The organism is Bacillus altitudinis, from assembly GCF_001191605.1.
Taxonomy (GTDB): domain Bacteria; phylum Bacillota; class Bacilli; order Bacillales; family Bacillaceae; genus Bacillus; species Bacillus altitudinis.
Genome location: NZ_CP009108.1, coordinates 1,412,136 through 1,427,765 on the forward strand (window position 1 = coordinate 1,412,136; position 15,630 = coordinate 1,427,765).

Consider the following 15,630-nt stretch of genomic DNA (forward strand, 5'->3'; position numbering starts at 1 on the left):
CAAATGACAAATCCCCAAGGCATTGTAACCTTGGGGATTTGTGATGCGTCTCGTGTAAAACGGAATTAGGCCATTGAATGATCCATAGACAGATGGACAATGTCATAAATGTGAATCTGCTGCTCTATATTCTCTGGTAATGAGTCCAGAAAAGAATATTTGACGCATTTCCATTTATCGGGGTTATATACGATGACTTCACCCTTATTATTGTTAAAATGGGAAAAGAGATGGGCGATATCTAGATTTTCAAGGCAATCAGTAGGATGAATCGTCACATACTCTTCAAGAACGAATGTGCTACGATGAAAATCATCTGTTAAATGAACGGAATATGTGATGCCAATATTGATTTGTTTCCAGCCAAAAGAACGTAAAATATGATCAAATGACCCCTTAAACACAAAATCCGTCATGCCCTCAGATTGTTTCCAAATATACAATGGGCAATAGCCATTGTGTAAACTCCTATGTTTGTCTTTTTCAGTGATCAAATAAGCTTTAAATAATAAATCCTGATATCCATCTGTTTTCCATCCATTGTTTCGTACTCTTTTTCTAATGATATTCATATCATAATCCGCAGGCAGATCCACATGATATTGCATGGCATGCATAGAAACACTCCCTTTCAATAGCCATCATAATCGACTTCAAACCAGTTGAATAATACATATTTGTGTTATTGTTATCACAAAAAGTGATAGGTGATCATGATGAATATAAATGATTTGATTATTTTTATAGAGGTGTATCAAAAAGAATCGATTAATCAAGCGGCTAAAGCTTTAGGGTATGCGCAATCCAATATTTCTCAAAGAATCAAAGCGCTTGAAACTTTATATGATGCAACATTTTTTATCCGGCATCATCATGGAATCAGTTCAACAGGACAGGGGGATTTATTTTATCAATACGCTCAAAAAATCGTAAAAGAAACGAAGGACATTCAACAAAAATTGACTTCAAAGAAAAAGACCGTTTTATGCTCTGAACTTCTATTTAACGTTTTATATGAGCAGCATGTTTTAGAGGATATTCAAGCCACTGATTTTATCATTGCTTCATCAAGTACGATCAACAAAAAGTTAACAGAGGATGTGTATGATCAAATTATTTCTTTTAATCAAATGGAAAAAGCGGAATATCAATTAAAAGAGGTAAAGAGCTTGGCATTGAACGTATATGGAAAATCCAAAGAGATATACGATGATGATGTTTCATTGGTCGTGAATCGTGATCAGCTTTGCCCATTAAGACATGAGGCCAGACGTATGCTGGGTGATCGAACCCTATTTGAGTTAGATTCGTTTGAAGGAATGATCAAAATCGTTGAACAGGGAGATGGTATTGCGTTACTGCCAACCAACTTGAAAAGCCTTCAAACACTCGTGAAATTGCTAGAAAAAAATATTCACATCAACTATTACGTTTATGAAAGAATGTGATCGTAACACTCCTCTGTCGGTTTAGTCCCGTCAAAGGAGCGCCACGATTCATCTACATGAGCTGTTTCATTTCCCATAAATCGAGTCATACAGGCGTCTCACCGCTGGCTTAATATCCTCTGGCCGCATATGAGAGAAACCGAGGACGAGTGGGACAAAGCCTTCTTTGTGACCAGGCACATGCTCATCAAGGGTAAAACGGTCCATCCCGTACATTTTCAGCTTTCGGTCTTTGGCACGTTGTAAAATCTCATGCTGCGTCCGATCTGAGCGGAATTCTGCGATAAAATGCAGCCCTGCATTTTCCCCGATAATTCGTACGTTGTCACGAAAGACAGTGTCAAGCTCCCCAATGAGCTGTTTTCGTTTTTCCTCATATAGCCCATTCATTCTTTTAATATGCCGCTGATAGGCGCCATCTTTTATAAAATAAAGAAGGGTGTATTGTGTAAAAAGATTGGCCGTTTGAATAAAAAAGTGCTGTTCTTCTTTATAGCGTCTTAATAAATGCTGCGGCAGCACCATGTAGCTGATCCTCAAGCCGGGCAGCAAAGATTTCGAAAAGGTCCCCATATAAATGACTTTGTCATAGCGATCAAGGCTTTGTAGCGCCGGTATGCTGTCTGTGCCGTACTTAAATTCACTGTCATAATCGTCCTCAATGATATAGCGGTCTGGCTGATCAGCTGCCCAGTTTAATAGCTGTATCCGCCTAGAAATCGGCATGATCACCCCTGTTGGGAACTGATGAGAAGGCGTAATGATCAACACATTTGGCTCTTTCTTCTGGATATCGCTCATCCGCACCCCTTTTTGATCAATGCCAATCGTTTCAATCCGGTGATGATTGTTTTTCAGCATTTGATACAGTCTGCGGTAGCCAGGGTTTTCTAATCCATATATTTGATCAGCTGGAAGGATGCTAGATAACGAATGAATGAGCGACTGTGTACCTGCACTTAAAATGAGCTGTTCAGGGTAGCATTTGACCCCTCGTGCAAGTCCAATCAGCCGGGCAATCGTTTCCCGCAGCTCATAGACGCCTTGTGGGTGCGGCAGCTCACCAAAGGCGTCTTGGTGGAGATGAATCGCTTTTTGCTCACTTTTCAGCCAGCTTTTAAAAGGAAAATTGGCTGTATCAACAGAAATATGTGAAAAGGAATACCAGTCATCTCGCTCAATCGGATTTTCCTTTAAATCTGCTGGAAGGGAAGAGGGTTTCAGTTGACCTGATTCATGAAATGTTTCCAGTGATTCCACAAAAAAGCCTTTCCGTTCAACTGAATATAAATATCCCTCGGCAAGCAGCTGCTGATAGGCGCCATTCACTGAATTGACGCTGACGTTTAAAGTATCTGCTAACTCTCGTTTAGATGGTAATTGATCGTGTGGTTGCAGGTTACGGTTTAAAATTTCCTCTTTAATTTTTGTATAAATTTGATGATAAATAAATCCGTTTTCCCCTGTTTGATCTAGTTGAATTGTCAGCATCTCGTCATTCCATCCTCTCTGGTACCATGAAAAAAATGATATTGGTACTTTCTATCATACCAAAAAATATTCAGAATAATAAAAAAGACATAAAGGGGATGGATGACAATGAGTCAAACGACAACAAACCGTTTTTCAACAGAGGAATGGCAGGGGAAAAGAGATCAATACGTCGCAAGAGGCGTAAGTAATGGCAACCGTCATCTTGCAGCGAAAGGGAAGGGAGCCGAGCTTTTCGATATCGACGGCAATCGTTTTATCGATTTTGCAGGGGCCATCGGTACATTAAATGTAGGACACTCTCATCCAAAGGTTGTGGAAGCAGTCAAAGCGCAGGCAGACAGCCTGATTCACCCAGGATTTAATGTCATGATGTACGAATCCTATATCGAATTAGCAGAAAAGCTATGCCACCTTACACCAGGCGACCATGACAAAAAAGCCATTTTCTTAAATTCAGGTGCAGAAGCGGTTGAGAACGCAGTGAAAATTGCCCGTAAATATACGAAAAGACAAGCGGTTGTCTCATTTACAAGAGGGTTCCACGGAAGAACGAATATGACGATGAGCATGACAAGCAAGGTCAAGCCTTATAAATTTGGATTCGGCCCATTTGCATCAGAGGTCTATCAAGCGCCGTATCCTTATTACTATCAAAAACCTGAAGGATTAAGCGATGCAGCCTACGACGAATACATCATTGATCAGTTCAATCAATTCTTTGTCGCAACCGTTGCACCAGAAACGGTCGCTTGTGTGGTGATGGAGCCAGTCCAAGGGGAGGGCGGATTCATTGTACCATCGAAGCGTTTTGTCCAGCACGTCGCTTCATTCTGTCAGCAGCATGGAATCGTATTCGTGGCAGATGAAATCCAAACAGGATTTGCAAGAACAGGGAAATATTTTGCGATTGAGCACTACGATGTGGTGCCAGACTTAATTACTGTGTCAAAATCACTTGCAGCTGGCCTGCCGCTGAGCGGTGTTGTTGGCAGAAAAGAATTACTTGATGCAGCGGACCCAGGGGAGCTAGGAGGAACGTATGCTGGCAGTCCATTAGGCTGTGTGGCAGCTTTGGCTGTACTTGATATTATTGAAACAGAACAACTGAATGAACGATCTGAATACATTGGACAAGTCATTGAGGACAAAGCGAATGAGTGGAGAAGTAAGTACTCATTCATCGGGGAAGTCCGGCGATTAGGGGCAATGGCGGCCATTGAAATTGTGGAAGATCAAACAACGCGTACACCAGATAAGAAGACAGCCGCAGCGATTGCAGCCTATGCAAACAAGCACGGACTACTCTTATTAACGGCAGGGATCAATGGGAATATTATTCGCTTTTTAACACCACTTGTCATCACAGATGAGCTGCTGCAAGAAGGACTAGGGATTATCGAAGAAGCCTTCACAGCACGCTAAACAACAAAGGGGGATGGTTGTATGCAAAAACAACAAATGGCTAAAACCATGTCGCAGTCAGACGTACTGTTTTTATCCATTGGTGCAATGCTTGGCTGGGGCTGGGTTGTACTTTCGGGAGATTGGATTTTAACAGCTGGATTTTTAGGAAGTGTGATTGCCTTTGTCATAGGGGGCATTCTCGTCATTTTTATTGGGCTAACGTATGCAGAGCTTTCCTCTGCGATTCCAGAAACAGGCGGAGGACTCGTCTTTGTCCAGCGGGCATTTGGGATCAAATCAGCGTTTGTCTCCGCATGGGGCGTATTGTTCGGTTATGTGTCCGTGATTACGTTTGAAGCTGTCGCACTTCCGACAGTCATTGACTATGTCATTCCAACACAGCATGTTGGTTTCCTATGGAATATAGGAGGATGGGATGTTTACTTTACATGGGTATTGATTGGATCTGGCGGTGCACTGTTTTTAACAGCTCTGAACTACATTGGCGCAAAGCCTGCTGCCATTTTTCAATCGGTGTTCACAGTGGCCATTATCCTGACAGGTTTTCTTCTATTAGGCGGAGCTACATTTAATGGAGATTTTGCAAACCTTGAGCCGATGTTTCAGGGCGGGGTTGGCGGTCTGATGGCTGTGTTAGTGATGATTCCCTTTTTATTCGTTGGGTTTGATGTCATCCCGCAGGTAGCGGCGGAGATTAACGCACCTAAGAAGATCATCGGGAGAATTTTGATTATCTCCATTGTGAGTGCGGTTGTATTTTATCTGCTCATTGTCTTTGGAGTAGCGGCAGGATTGTCAAAAGGTCAGCTTGAGGCTTCATCACTGGCAACAGCAGATGCCATGGTACAGCTTCTTGGTCATCAGGCGTTTGGGACTGTGCTTGTCATTGGTGGTGTAGCAGGCATTGTGACGAGCTGGAATGCATTTATCATTGGTGCAAGCCGTATCCTCTATGCAATGGCGGAAAGAGGCATGATTTCCAAATGGTTTGCGTATATTCATCCGAAGTATAAAACACCGACAAATGCCATTTTGTTCTTAGGTGCACTTGCATTTTTTGCACCATTACTAGGCCGACCTGCCCTCGTGTGGATTGTTAATGCAGGCGGTGTGGGCATCATCGTTGGGTATTTGATTGTGTCCATTGCCTTTATGAGACTTCGCAAGACAGAACCTGAGCTTGAGCGACCATACCGCATTAAATATTGGCGGACGACCGGCGTTTTAGCCATTGGACTGAGTTTCCTTTTTCTTTCATTTTATTTTCCAGGGATGCCGGCCTCCTTATCATGGCCAGCTGAATGGATTTTGCTTTTAGGTTGGGCACTCATTGGGTATATACTATATGTAATGAATCCAAGAACGAAGGAGAAGGTAGAGCATGACAAACGAACTCAAAGTGTATAATCCTGCAACCGGAGAAGAAATTGCCTCAGTTGCTCAGCATACAAAAGAACAGATTGAAGATGCGATCACTCGCTCACACAAAGCATTCAAAACATGGGCAAAAACGTCAGCCCATGAACGTGCAAATATCATTCGCAAGTGGTTTGATCTCATGATCGAGCATAAAGAAAGACTTGCAAAAATCATCACAGAAGAAAACGGGAAGCCGTATCAAGAAGCATTAGGGGAAATCGTCTATGCCGCTGGATATATTGAATGGTACGCGGAGGAAGCAAAGCGGATTTACGGCAGAACGATCCCGTCTCATACGACAAACAAGCGCCTATTTGTCACAAAACAGCCAGTCGGTCCTGTTGCCGCGATTACACCGTGGAATTTCCCTGCGGCGATGATTACAAGGAAGGCGGCACCAGCGCTTGCAGCGGGCTGTACGTTTATCGTGAAACCTGCTGAAGACACGCCGCTTACGGCCATTGAGCTTGTCAAATTAGGCCATGAAGCCGGAATTCCAGAAGATGCCTTGCAATGGGTGGTTGGAGATGGAAAAGAAGTGGGGGAAATCTTCACAGATAGTCCATTGATCCGCAAGATCACATTTACTGGCTCAACACCAGTTGGAAAACATCTCATCAAAAACAGTGCGAGCACGGTTAAACACGTTTCTATGGAACTTGGCGGTCATGCCCCGCTGATCGTAGATAAGGACGCCAACCTTGAATTGGCTGTGAAACAAGCAGTGGCATCTAAATTCCGTAATGCAGGTCAGACGTGTGTTTGTGCCAACCGATTAATCGTCCATGAAGAAATTCATGAAGCATTTGCGCAAAGCTTTAGCAAAGAAGTGGAAAAGCTGAAAGTAGGAAATGGGTTTGAGGAAGGAACGTCCATCGGACCAATTATTAATAAGCGAGGCTTTAATAAAATTGTCGACCAAATTCAAGATGCTGTGGATAAAGGGGCGAAAGTTCTTGTCGGCGGCGATACACATTTTGACGATGAGAAGTCGTATTATTTTGTTCAGCCGACGGTGCTAACTCATGTCGACCCTTCCATGAACATTATGCATGAAGAGACGTTTGGTCCAGTTGCACCAATTACGACATTTAGCACTTTAGATGAAGCCATTGAATTAGCAAATGATACACCTTTTGGACTTGCGGCTTATTTCTTTACAGAGAATTACCGCAATGGTCTCTATATATCTGAGAATCTAGATTACGGGATTATTGGCTGGAATGACGGGGGACCATCCGCCGTGCAGGCACCTTTCGGCGGTATGAAAGAGAGCGGTATTGGCCGTGAAGGCGGCATCGAAGGCATCGAGCCTTATTTAGAAACAAAATATGTGTCAATTGGTTTAGACGAATAACATGTGAAAAAGACTGTCCGAGAAGCCTCGACAGTCTTTTTTATGTTAAACAGCCGGTGGGAAAAGTTGATCCACCGTTTCTTTTGTTTCTTTGAGTATCTCGTGGATGTCGTCTGCAGATGCTTGTTCCATGCTGCTGAACAAGAGCCGTTCGACTGGCTCAACGCCGATCAGATCGAAGGCGGCTGTATCTGTCGTCATGTGATGGCTGGGGGTGATGATCATATTTGAATCAAGAAAGGTCCTCGGTGCATCATGCGTATTAATAATGACCCCTTTTTTGTCTCGAAGCAGATTTTTCACCACTCCGTTTTCATTGATCTCATACGCAAACCCCTCTGAAAAAACGCGCTCCACATAACCCTTTAGCATCGCCGGCAAGCCTGTCCACCATATTGGAAAGATAAACGTGAGGACATCAGCTTGTTGAATCAGCTTCTGCTCTCTTTGAATCGGTGCCGGCACATGTCCGTTTCTCATGGCAACCTTTTCTGCTGTTGTCAGCTCTGGCGGAAAGCCAATGCTATACACATCACGAACCGTCACATGATGACCATTGTTCAAAAGAGTGCTTACAACAAGATCTAATAGGGTTTGATTTAAGCTTTGCTGGGGATGAGCAAATATGATTAGATGGTTCATCTCATAGCCTCCTAGGTGGTCATGTGTCTCATTATGGCACGCACAAGTATCCTATTCAATCCTATATTGGAAATGATAGGTTGGGAAAATAAAAAGCGACCGCTTGAAAAAACGATCGCTCATGTAAGGTTTATTTCTTTCTAAAAGTAAGTCCAAGTGCAATCAATGCCACAACTAAGGCTGCAATGGACAGACCAAGAACAAGTGGTGAAGAAGAAGCAGAGGCTGTTTCAGATGCCTTTTCTTCTTTTGGTTTTTCTTGACCATGTGAATCCGTTACGGTATTAGACGCAACAATGTTTGTGATCGAATGAGGCTTATCAGCGTCCTTGTCGCCAGTCCATTCAACAACTGTTCCATCCTTGTAATATTGATAGGCATCCCATGCCGCTTCGCTGGCTTTTTCAGGGTTTTTTGCGACAAACACGAATTGCTGGAACTGCCCAGCAAGAACACCATCGCCAGTTGCTTCCCAAGTGACTCTTGTGACTTTTCCGTTTTTCTCTTCAGTTGTTGTTTTCCAGCCAGGCACTGGTTCGTATTGCTGGAATTCTACGCCTTTAGGCATCGTGATGACAACCTTTGTTGTCGGACTGTCGCTTTCAGAAGGTACTTTTAACGTATAGGTTTCCCAAGCATTCGTTGCGGATGTATCAGGTTTGACTGTCACGTGTGCACTCACAGGAATCGCCAGTAAAAATGAAGCGAGAAGCATTGGTAATAAAGCTTTAACGTATTTTTTCATATGATATGAACTCCTTTTAGTTTCTTCTAATGAATGTCGTATCGATGTTGTCAAAAGAACCAGTTAATGCATGAATCTCAATTTTCCAAGTGCCTTTTTCATTTAGTAAGAGGTTTTCAGCCGAGAAGTGTCCATTCTTTAATCGTTTCAGCTGAAATTCGTTTGGCGTTTCATCACCGAACAAGGAGACTTTGTGGATCTTAGCTGTCACAGATTGAATGTCTGTGATCGTTTGTCCATCCTTCTTCGTAAATGCCACCTCGAACGTGTTTTTACCTGGAGCATTCGGGGTAATGCTCAAAGACACAAGGTCACGATGCTCCACCTGATTGGCTCCAAAGAATGGCTCTGGTGCAGGCGGCGGAGGGCTTGGGATATTGGTGAATACGGCTGTTAATAGTAAAATAGCGATCCCAATGATCCACTCTGCTCGTAAAGATACGTTTCGTTTCTGCTTCTTTTCCCATCTCAGCATCAAATAATGGACGAGCCCAAGGAGACCCATGATGATAAATAAACCAAGTTTGATTAAGAAGGTGCGTCCATAAGCTGATTGGAAAAGGGCATCAAATGATTGCAGAATAAAAATCGCATTCACAAACCCAGAAAACACAATCAGTCCAACTGAGAGCAGTGCCCACGGATGAAAAGCTGTCAGGGTGCTGCGTATGAGCGGCTGATCTTCATTCGGCAGTTTCTTCATCAAAAGAAGGACAATGGCTGTTAAGCCGCCGACCCAAATAGATGCAGAAACGAGATGAATGAAATCAAGTGACGTTGTCAGTATTTTATTATCTGTAGCGGCTGGATGACCGATTTGTGCTTTCAGCCAAAGGAGCACAGTGAAAATGAGCAGCGGGAATAGCCATACTCGAAAGGAAGTGAAGATTCCTTTTTTCATCGCCACAATCGTCCAAATCATCAGAAGAACAAATGACGCCATCAGCATCATCCACAGACTCCCACCCGAAGTCGACGCAATGGTTTCTTGTAAAAGCGATGGTTGAAATGCCCCTAAAAAGGACACGTCTGCCGCTGATTTTGTTTGAATCGGCAGCTGGAACAAGAGTGCTCCGCCCATCATGATCAGTGAAACAGTCAAAAGTCGCTTCATTCGCCGGGCTAAAACGTCGGTTATGGGCGCTTTAAACCATAGAAGCCCAAATAAAATGGTTCCAAGAAATAAGCTAAATGACGTATACAGAAAGGCTTTGTCAATGGTTGAAGCCATATCAATGGATTCACTTGATTGTCCTTGATCTAATTGATCAAATCCTCCATCCGCTTTTCCGATACTAAACGGAATCATGCCAGACACAGAGTGCCCATCGGCTGATACCGCATTCCACTGAATGGTGTAAATGCCTTTTGGTAAATTCTTTTTTAAAGCTGCTTCCATGATCTTTTGCTCTTTGATGACCGTATCTCCTTGATCCACACGATCCCCTTTTGCATTGAACACCTTAATGGCATGAAATCCGCTTTCGATTCCTTCACTAAAGGTGATCGAGACTGCAGGAGGCTGCTGATCCAGCTCTTCATTTGCTACTGGATTTGAGCTCACCACATATGCATGAGCAAATGCTTCTTTTGGCATGAAGAAGGAGAACATGAAGATGAGCAGCAAAAGCCACTTACTATATTTCAACAATGTGAATAACCGCCTTTCTACCTATGAAAATGTCTCATGTATCAGAAAGAAAGCGGCAGTAAACTGTGAGTCACAGAAAAACCGCTCTTTCTATTGTACCGCCCACTCTAAAAGGTAAACGAAACAAATAGCAAGATGGTTCACTTTTTCTGTGTCATGTCTTGTCTGCGCAGACGTTTCTTGAATGTTTGATCAATATAAGCCTATTCGATTTATGTAAAGGAAACAAGAAGTGACCATTTGAAAGTTGTGAAATTCCAATGAATTTTCGAGAAAATGCCGGCTGATTCACCTTTTCAGCCACTATCTTCTATGATCTGAAAGAGAATTCACATCATTTTTCAATTTTGTCACACACTAAGTGACAAAGTGACATTTAGTTTCAATTGAAGGGAAAGTGAAAGCGTTTTACGATAGGTATAAGGGCTTCACTGACTCTTGTTCTTATATCTTTTGACCTATAAAGCCCGAAATAAAGGGAGAGAAGAAAGGGGTTTTCACAGATGCAGGAAAAAAGCGGATTCCGCGTGAAAGTACAGCGCTTTGGAAGCTATTTAAGCGGCATGATTATGCCGAATATTGGTGCATTTATTGCATGGGGACTCATTACAGCTTTGTTCATTCCAAGTGGTTATCTTCCGAATGAACAATTAGCTACACTCGTTGGACCGATGATTAACTACTTACTACCGCTCTTAATTGGTTACACAGGCGGTAAACTCGTCTATGACCATCGAGGCGGAGTGCTCGGTGCTACGGCTACGATTGGCGTCATTGTTGGCTCAGACATTCCAATGTTTTTAGGTGCCATGATCATGGGACCGCTTGGCGGTTATCTCATAAAGAAAATTGACCAGCTGTTCAAAGACCGAATCAAATCTGGCTTTGAAATGCTTGTGAATAACTTTACGGCAGGTATCCTCGGTGCCATTCTCGTTGCCATTGCATTCTATGCCATCGGCCCAGTGGTACTAGGTCTGAATAAAGCCCTTGCGGCAGGTGTAGATATCATTGTCAATGCTCATTTACTACCGCTGGCAAGTATCTTCATTGAACCAGCAAAAGTATTGTTCTTAAACAATGCGATTAACCAAGGTATTTTAGGTCCGTTAGGGGTGGAGCAAGCAGCGAAGACAGGGCAGTCTGTTCTGTTCTTGCTTGAAACAAACCCAGGGCCAGGTTTAGGTGTTCTTCTTGCGTATATGTTCTTTGGAAGAGGAAATGCGAAACAGTCTGCACCAGGTGCCATTGTGATTCAGTTCTTAGGAGGAATCCATGAAATTTACTTCCCGTACATCTTAATGAAACCAAAACTTATTTTGGCTGTCATTGCAGGGGGAGCAAGTGGTGTCCTGACGTTCACATTATTAAATGCAGGATTAAAAGCTGTGCCGTCACCAGGGAGTATTATTGCGCTTATGCTGATGTCGCCAAAAGGCGGTCATCTTGCGGTTTTAGCAGGGGTTGTAGTAGCAGCCATCGTATCGTTCCTTGTTGCATCTGTCATTTTGAAAGCGTCTAAAGAAGTTGACGAAGACTTAACAGCAGCAACAGAAAAGATGCAGGACATGAAAGGCAAGAAAAGTGCAGCGGCCGCTGCTCTTACAGCACAAAATGAAAACGCTGAAGCAAACGAGCAAGCAGCATCTCCAAGTGACGTCAATCCAGATGACGTGAATAAAATCATCTTTGCCTGCGATGCAGGGATGGGCTCAAGTGCAATGGGTGCGTCCATTCTGAAAAACAAAGTGAAAAAGGCAGAGCTTGATATCGATGTGACAAACACATCGATCAGCAACATCCCAGACGATGCGGATGTGGTCTTTACTCATAAAGATTTAACAGACAGAGCCAAGGCAAAGCTGCCAGGCGCTGTGCATATCTCAGTGGATAATTTCTTAAACAGCCCGAAATATGATGAGCTGATTGAGAAATTGAAAAAATAACATGACGAAACGGGTTGAGTCCAATTTTTCCTAATTGAACTCCCCGTTTTGGTTGTTTTCCTGATTTTTATTCTAAAAAAGGTGTGTGATCATGTATGAAACAAGTACTTTCTAAAGACAATATTTTTCTAAACGAACAAGCAGGTTCTAAAGAAGAAGCCATCAAAAAAGCAGGCGAAGTCCTCGTAGCAAACGGCTATGTCACAAGTGATTATGTCGACAAAATGTTTGAAAGAGAAAACATCTCTTCTACATTCATGGGGAACGGCATTGCGATCCCTCATGGAACAGAGGATGCGAAAGCGGCTGTCCTTCATTCAGGGATTTCCATTATCCAAATTCCTGATGGCGTTGAATACGGTGAAGGAAATATGGCCAAAGTCGTCTTTGGGATCGCTGGGAAAAACAACGAGCATCTTGATATTCTTTCTCAAATTGCGATTGTCTGTTCAGAAGAAGAAAATGTAGAACGGATCATTCATGCAAAGGATCAGGATGAACTGATCGCCATCTTTAATGAGGTGAACTAATATGAAGGCACTTCATTTTGGAGCAGGGAATATCGGCAGAGGGTTTATCGGTTCTTTGTTAAAGGCATCAGGCTTTGAGCTTGTCTTTACCGATGTGAATGAAGCGGTCATCAATGAGCTGAATGAAAGAGGAGAATACACGGTTGAACTCGCAGCACCAGGGCAGAAGCAAGAAGTAGTCGGGCCAGTATCAGCGATCAATTCATCGCAAAACCCAGCGGCATTAACAGAGGCCGTTGCCACAGCCAATTTGATTACAACAGCTGTTGGACCAGCCGTATTGAAGATCATTGCCTCATCGATTGCTGAAGGATTAAAACAAAAAAAGCCGGACCATATCATCAACATCGTGGCATGTGAAAATATGATTGGGGGAAGTGCTCATTTAAAAGAAGCGGTGTTCTCTCATTTAACAGCAGATGAGCAAGCAGCGATATCACAAACCGTTGGCTTTCCGAACGCTGCGGTTGACCGCATTGTTCCGATTCAGCACCATGAGGACATTCTCAAAGTGTCGGTTGAACCATTTTTCGAGTGGGTCATTGATGAGACGGGCTTTATTGGAGATGTTCCTCAAATTGACGGAGCGACCTTTGTCCAAGATTTGACGCCGTATATTGAACGGAAGCTCTTCACCGTCAATACAGGACATGCACTAGCGGCTTATGTCGGGTATCAGCAAGGCGTAAAAACCATTAAAGAAGCTGTTGATACACCAGACATTCGTCAGGTTGTCGAAGGTGCCCTTCATGAAACGGGCAGTTATTTAATTGACGCATATGGCTTCCGAAAAGAAGAACATGATGCGTATATTCAAAAAATCATCAAACGATTTGAAAATGCTTTTATTTCCGATGAAGTGACTCGTGTTGCACGCTCTCCTCTTAGAAAGCTGGGAGCAGATGACCGTTTAATCGGTCCAGCGAAAAAGATCAAGCAGCCAGTGTACTTAATCAAAGGGATCGCTGCTGCTTTGGCTTACGACTTTGCAGAAGACGAAGAAGCGGTTCGCTTGCAGGCATTAAGGAAAGAAAAAGGCATTGAAGGTGTGCTTCAAGAGGTATGTGGACTCAAACCTGAAGACGATCTCTATCAAGCCATCCTCAAAGAAACCGAGCGATAATCAAAAAATCCCTTTCTAACGTGAAAGGGATTTTTCTATGACTTTTTTAATACTTTCCCCTGCATGACGATATATGTAGTAAGGGGGAATTAGAACATGAAAAAGAAAGCGTTTGCTTCAAGAAGTGTCTTTTTTCAATTGATGTCAGCCATTATCGTTATTACAATTTTAACAGGCGGACTTGTAGGAACAACGGGTTATTTTTTAGCGAAAAATGTCTTAATTGATGCAGGGAAAGCAGATTTAAAACACATCGTAAATGGAGCGATGGCCACTCTTGAACAATTGAACGACCGTGTGGAGAACAAAGAACTGACGCTTGAACAGGCGCAGGAACAAGCCCGTATTTACTTGAACGGGCCGAAGAATGACAACGGGAAAGGGTATCAATTTCAAAAATCAGATTTCATCTATAAAAATAAAGGCTACCTTGTCGCATATGGAGCCGATTATTCATCACAGGTTCATCCGGTTAACGACATCGGCGTCATCCCAGATAACACGACAAATCGTCAAAAAATGGTCGCTGGAGCCACAGCAAAAGGCGAGGATGCACACTATATCACCTATATGGATAAAGACGATGCCACGGGGGAAGAAAAGCAAAAACTCGCTTATATGAACCAGTTTACACCGTGGAATTGGAGTATAGGAATCGCCGTATTTCAGGATGAATTTTATAAAGAACTAGAGCAGATGAAGCTCTATATTATTCTCATTACAGCAGGTGTTGCTCTTTTAAGTATGGGTGTCTTTTATTTGGCAGCCCGAGGTAAAGTGAGACTGCTCAAGCAAGTCACGGCTGCTTCAAAAGAAATTGCGGCGGGCAATATTGAACGCACCAGCTTAAAAGAAACCTCGGATGAAATTGGACAGCTGGCAAAAGGCTTTAATCATATGTCAGGAGAGCTCAGAGCACTTGTGAGCGGTTTGCAGGAAACGAGCAGCCAGCTCGTCGAATCTGCGACAGATTTGTCCGCCATCTCTGAAGAAACATCCGCCAGCAGTGAAGAAATTGGCCGAGCAATTGGAGATATCTCAACTGGGACCCTTCATCAGGCATCAGACCTTGAGGTAGCCAATCAACAAATGACTCAGTTCAATCAATCCATTGAAAACGTCAAAGAACAAAGCGACCAGATCAAACGAATTTCAGACCAGTCGAACCAATCTTCCCAGCAGGGTCAGCAAATTGTCCAGCAATTAAAACAATCAAATGAGCAATCCATTCAGGCATCTCAAGGCATTCGATCAGGGATTGAGCAGTTAAGTACAAAAGTACAAGGTATTTCTCAAATCACAGATACCATTGAAAGCATTTCAAACGAAACGAACTTACTCGCCCTGAATGCGAGCATTGAAGCAGCTCGTGCAGGAGAGCATGGCAAAGGATTCTCGGTTGTGGCGAGTGAAGTGCGGAATTTAGCTGAACAGACAAAGCAATCAGCTGTTCAAATACAGCAGATGATTCAAGGCATTAAAGAAGAAACGACGTCTACAGCTGGCATGATGTCAAAAACAATGGATCGTTTTGCCGAGCTTGATGAAGCGGTTCACGCAACAGAACAAGAATTCAATTCCATCTCTACATCGATTTCACAAACCATCGTTGAAACGAATGCGATGGCAAAAGAGCTGAACACCTTACTAGAACAAAACGACCTCATCACAAAAGCGATGCATGGTGCAGCGCATATTTCTCAAGAAAATGCCGCAGCGATTGAAGAAATCACTGCATCTACAGACGAACAAGTCACCGCCATCTCCAATGTGGCGAAGGCAGCAGAAAGGCTCAATGAGCTAAGCATGCGATTGAATCAAGATATTGCACGTTATCGTTTATAAGGTAT

The 15,630-nt window shown here is 43.1% G+C and carries 13 protein-coding genes; 8 read left to right on the forward strand and 5 right to left on the reverse strand.

Annotated features, from left to right (window positions below; translation table 11 throughout):
• Nucleotides 1–65: 65 nt before the first annotated feature.
• Nucleotides 66–617, reverse strand: a complete 552-nt coding sequence (locus ID12_RS07025) for a DUF4865 family protein (RefSeq protein WP_050826950.1) — start codon at nucleotides 615–617, stop codon at nucleotides 66–68.
• A 99-nt stretch (nucleotides 618–716) separates the two neighbouring features.
• On the opposite strand from ID12_RS07025, the gene ID12_RS07030 reads away from it, so the two are divergent.
• Nucleotides 717–1,448, forward strand: a complete 732-nt coding sequence (locus tag ID12_RS07030; RefSeq protein ID WP_050826951.1) for a LysR family transcriptional regulator — start codon at nucleotides 717–719, stop codon at nucleotides 1,446–1,448.
• A 66-nt stretch (nucleotides 1,449–1,514) separates the two neighbouring features.
• Here ID12_RS07030 and gabR read toward each other — a convergent pair whose 3' ends face one another.
• Nucleotides 1,515–2,939 (reverse strand): MocR-like transcriptional regulator GabR, encoded by a 1,425-nt coding sequence (gene gabR / locus ID12_RS07035; protein WP_050826952.1) that lies wholly within the window; start codon nucleotides 2,937–2,939, stop codon nucleotides 1,515–1,517.
• Between the two features lie 108 nt (nucleotides 2,940–3,047).
• Here gabR and gabT point away from each other — a divergent pair, with 108 nt between their 5' ends.
• Genes gabT through ID12_RS07050 form a run of 3 tightly spaced genes read left to right on the forward strand, consistent with a single transcriptional unit; the run spans nucleotide 3,048 to nucleotide 7,143 of the window.
• Nucleotides 3,048–4,364: a 4-aminobutyrate--2-oxoglutarate transaminase gene (gene gabT / locus ID12_RS07040; RefSeq protein ID WP_050826953.1), complete on the forward strand. Its 1,317-nt coding sequence runs from the start codon at nucleotides 3,048–3,050 to the stop codon at nucleotides 4,362–4,364.
• A 21-nt stretch (nucleotides 4,365–4,385) separates the two neighbouring features.
• Nucleotides 4,386–5,774: an APC family permease gene (locus ID12_RS07045; protein ID WP_017358512.1), complete on the forward strand. Its 1,389-nt coding sequence runs from the start codon at nucleotides 4,386–4,388 to the stop codon at nucleotides 5,772–5,774.
• Nucleotides 5,749–7,143 (forward strand): NAD-dependent succinate-semialdehyde dehydrogenase, encoded by a 1,395-nt coding sequence (locus ID12_RS07050; RefSeq protein ID WP_008347226.1) that lies wholly within the window; start codon nucleotides 5,749–5,751, stop codon nucleotides 7,141–7,143. Before ID12_RS07045 ends, ID12_RS07050 begins: the two co-directional genes overlap by 26 nt.
• Nucleotides 7,144–7,188: 45 nt before the next feature.
• Here ID12_RS07050 and ID12_RS07055 read toward each other — a convergent pair whose 3' ends face one another.
• The 3 genes from ID12_RS07055 to ID12_RS07065 form a co-directional block, all read right to left on the reverse strand.
• Nucleotides 7,189–7,785: an NAD(P)H-dependent oxidoreductase gene (locus tag ID12_RS07055; protein ID WP_050826954.1), complete on the reverse strand. Its 597-nt coding sequence runs from the start codon at nucleotides 7,783–7,785 to the stop codon at nucleotides 7,189–7,191.
• A gap of 130 nt (nucleotides 7,786–7,915) precedes the next feature.
• Nucleotides 7,916–8,530, reverse strand: coding sequence for a YcnI family copper-binding membrane protein (locus ID12_RS07060; protein ID WP_048001278.1), 615 nt, complete (start codon nucleotides 8,528–8,530; stop codon nucleotides 7,916–7,918).
• 16 nt (nucleotides 8,531–8,546) lie between these two features.
• Complete coding sequence (locus tag ID12_RS07065) at nucleotides 8,547–10,181, reverse strand: copper resistance CopC/CopD family protein (RefSeq protein ID WP_050826955.1); 1,635 nt, start codon at nucleotides 10,179–10,181, stop codon at nucleotides 8,547–8,549.
• 503 nt (nucleotides 10,182–10,684) lie between these two features.
• Between ID12_RS07065 and ID12_RS07070 the strand changes: the two genes are divergently transcribed.
• The 4 genes from ID12_RS07070 to ID12_RS07085 all read left to right on the forward strand — a co-directional run bounded on the left by ID12_RS07070 (nucleotide 10,685) and on the right by ID12_RS07085 (nucleotide 15,625).
• Nucleotides 10,685–12,127 carry a PTS mannitol transporter subunit IIBC gene (locus ID12_RS07070; RefSeq protein WP_025206755.1) on the forward strand — a complete coding sequence of 481 codons (1,443 nt, stop codon included), beginning with the start codon at nucleotides 10,685–10,687 and terminating at the stop codon, nucleotides 12,125–12,127.
• A gap of 95 nt (nucleotides 12,128–12,222) precedes the next feature.
• Nucleotides 12,223–12,657, forward strand: a complete 435-nt coding sequence (locus tag ID12_RS07075; protein ID WP_046527414.1) for a PTS mannitol transporter subunit IIA — start codon at nucleotides 12,223–12,225, stop codon at nucleotides 12,655–12,657.
• Nucleotide 12,658: 1 nt separating this feature from the next.
• Entirely contained in the window at nucleotides 12,659–13,780 is a 1,122-nt protein-coding gene (locus ID12_RS07080) for a mannitol-1-phosphate 5-dehydrogenase (RefSeq protein WP_035390447.1), read from the forward strand.
• A 96-nt stretch (nucleotides 13,781–13,876) separates the two neighbouring features.
• Nucleotides 13,877–15,625 carry a methyl-accepting chemotaxis protein gene (locus ID12_RS07085; protein WP_050826956.1) on the forward strand — a complete coding sequence of 583 codons (1,749 nt, stop codon included), beginning with the start codon at nucleotides 13,877–13,879 and terminating at the stop codon, nucleotides 15,623–15,625.
• Nucleotides 15,626–15,630 lie beyond the last annotated feature (5 nt).

Bases quoted from the DNA above. Each gene is read 5' to 3' on its own strand.
- ID12_RS07025 (WP_050826950.1), bottom strand. From the start codon at position 617: ATGCATGCCATGCAATATCATGTGGATCTGCCTGCGGATTATGATATG.
- ID12_RS07030 (WP_050826951.1), top strand. From the start codon at position 717: ATGAATATAAATGATTTGATTATTTTTATAGAGGTGTATCAAAAAGAA.
- gabR (WP_050826952.1), bottom strand. From the start codon at position 2,939: ATGCTGACAATTCAACTAGATCAAACAGGGGAAAACGGATTTATTTAT.
- gabT (WP_050826953.1), top strand. From the start codon at position 3,048: ATGAGTCAAACGACAACAAACCGTTTTTCAACAGAGGAATGGCAGGGG.
- ID12_RS07045 (WP_017358512.1), top strand. From the start codon at position 4,386: ATGCAAAAACAACAAATGGCTAAAACCATGTCGCAGTCAGACGTACTG.
- ID12_RS07050 (WP_008347226.1), top strand. From the start codon at position 5,749: ATGACAAACGAACTCAAAGTGTATAATCCTGCAACCGGAGAAGAAATT.
- ID12_RS07055 (WP_050826954.1), bottom strand. From the start codon at position 7,785: ATGAACCATCTAATCATATTTGCTCATCCCCAGCAAAGCTTAAATCAA.
- ID12_RS07060 (WP_048001278.1), bottom strand. From the start codon at position 8,530: ATGAAAAAATACGTTAAAGCTTTATTACCAATGCTTCTCGCTTCATTT.
- ID12_RS07070 (WP_025206755.1), top strand. From the start codon at position 10,685: ATGCAGGAAAAAAGCGGATTCCGCGTGAAAGTACAGCGCTTTGGAAGC.
- ID12_RS07075 (WP_046527414.1), top strand. From the start codon at position 12,223: ATGAAACAAGTACTTTCTAAAGACAATATTTTTCTAAACGAACAAGCA.
- ID12_RS07080 (WP_035390447.1), top strand. From the start codon at position 12,659: ATGAAGGCACTTCATTTTGGAGCAGGGAATATCGGCAGAGGGTTTATC.
- ID12_RS07085 (WP_050826956.1), top strand. From the start codon at position 13,877: ATGAAAAAGAAAGCGTTTGCTTCAAGAAGTGTCTTTTTTCAATTGATG.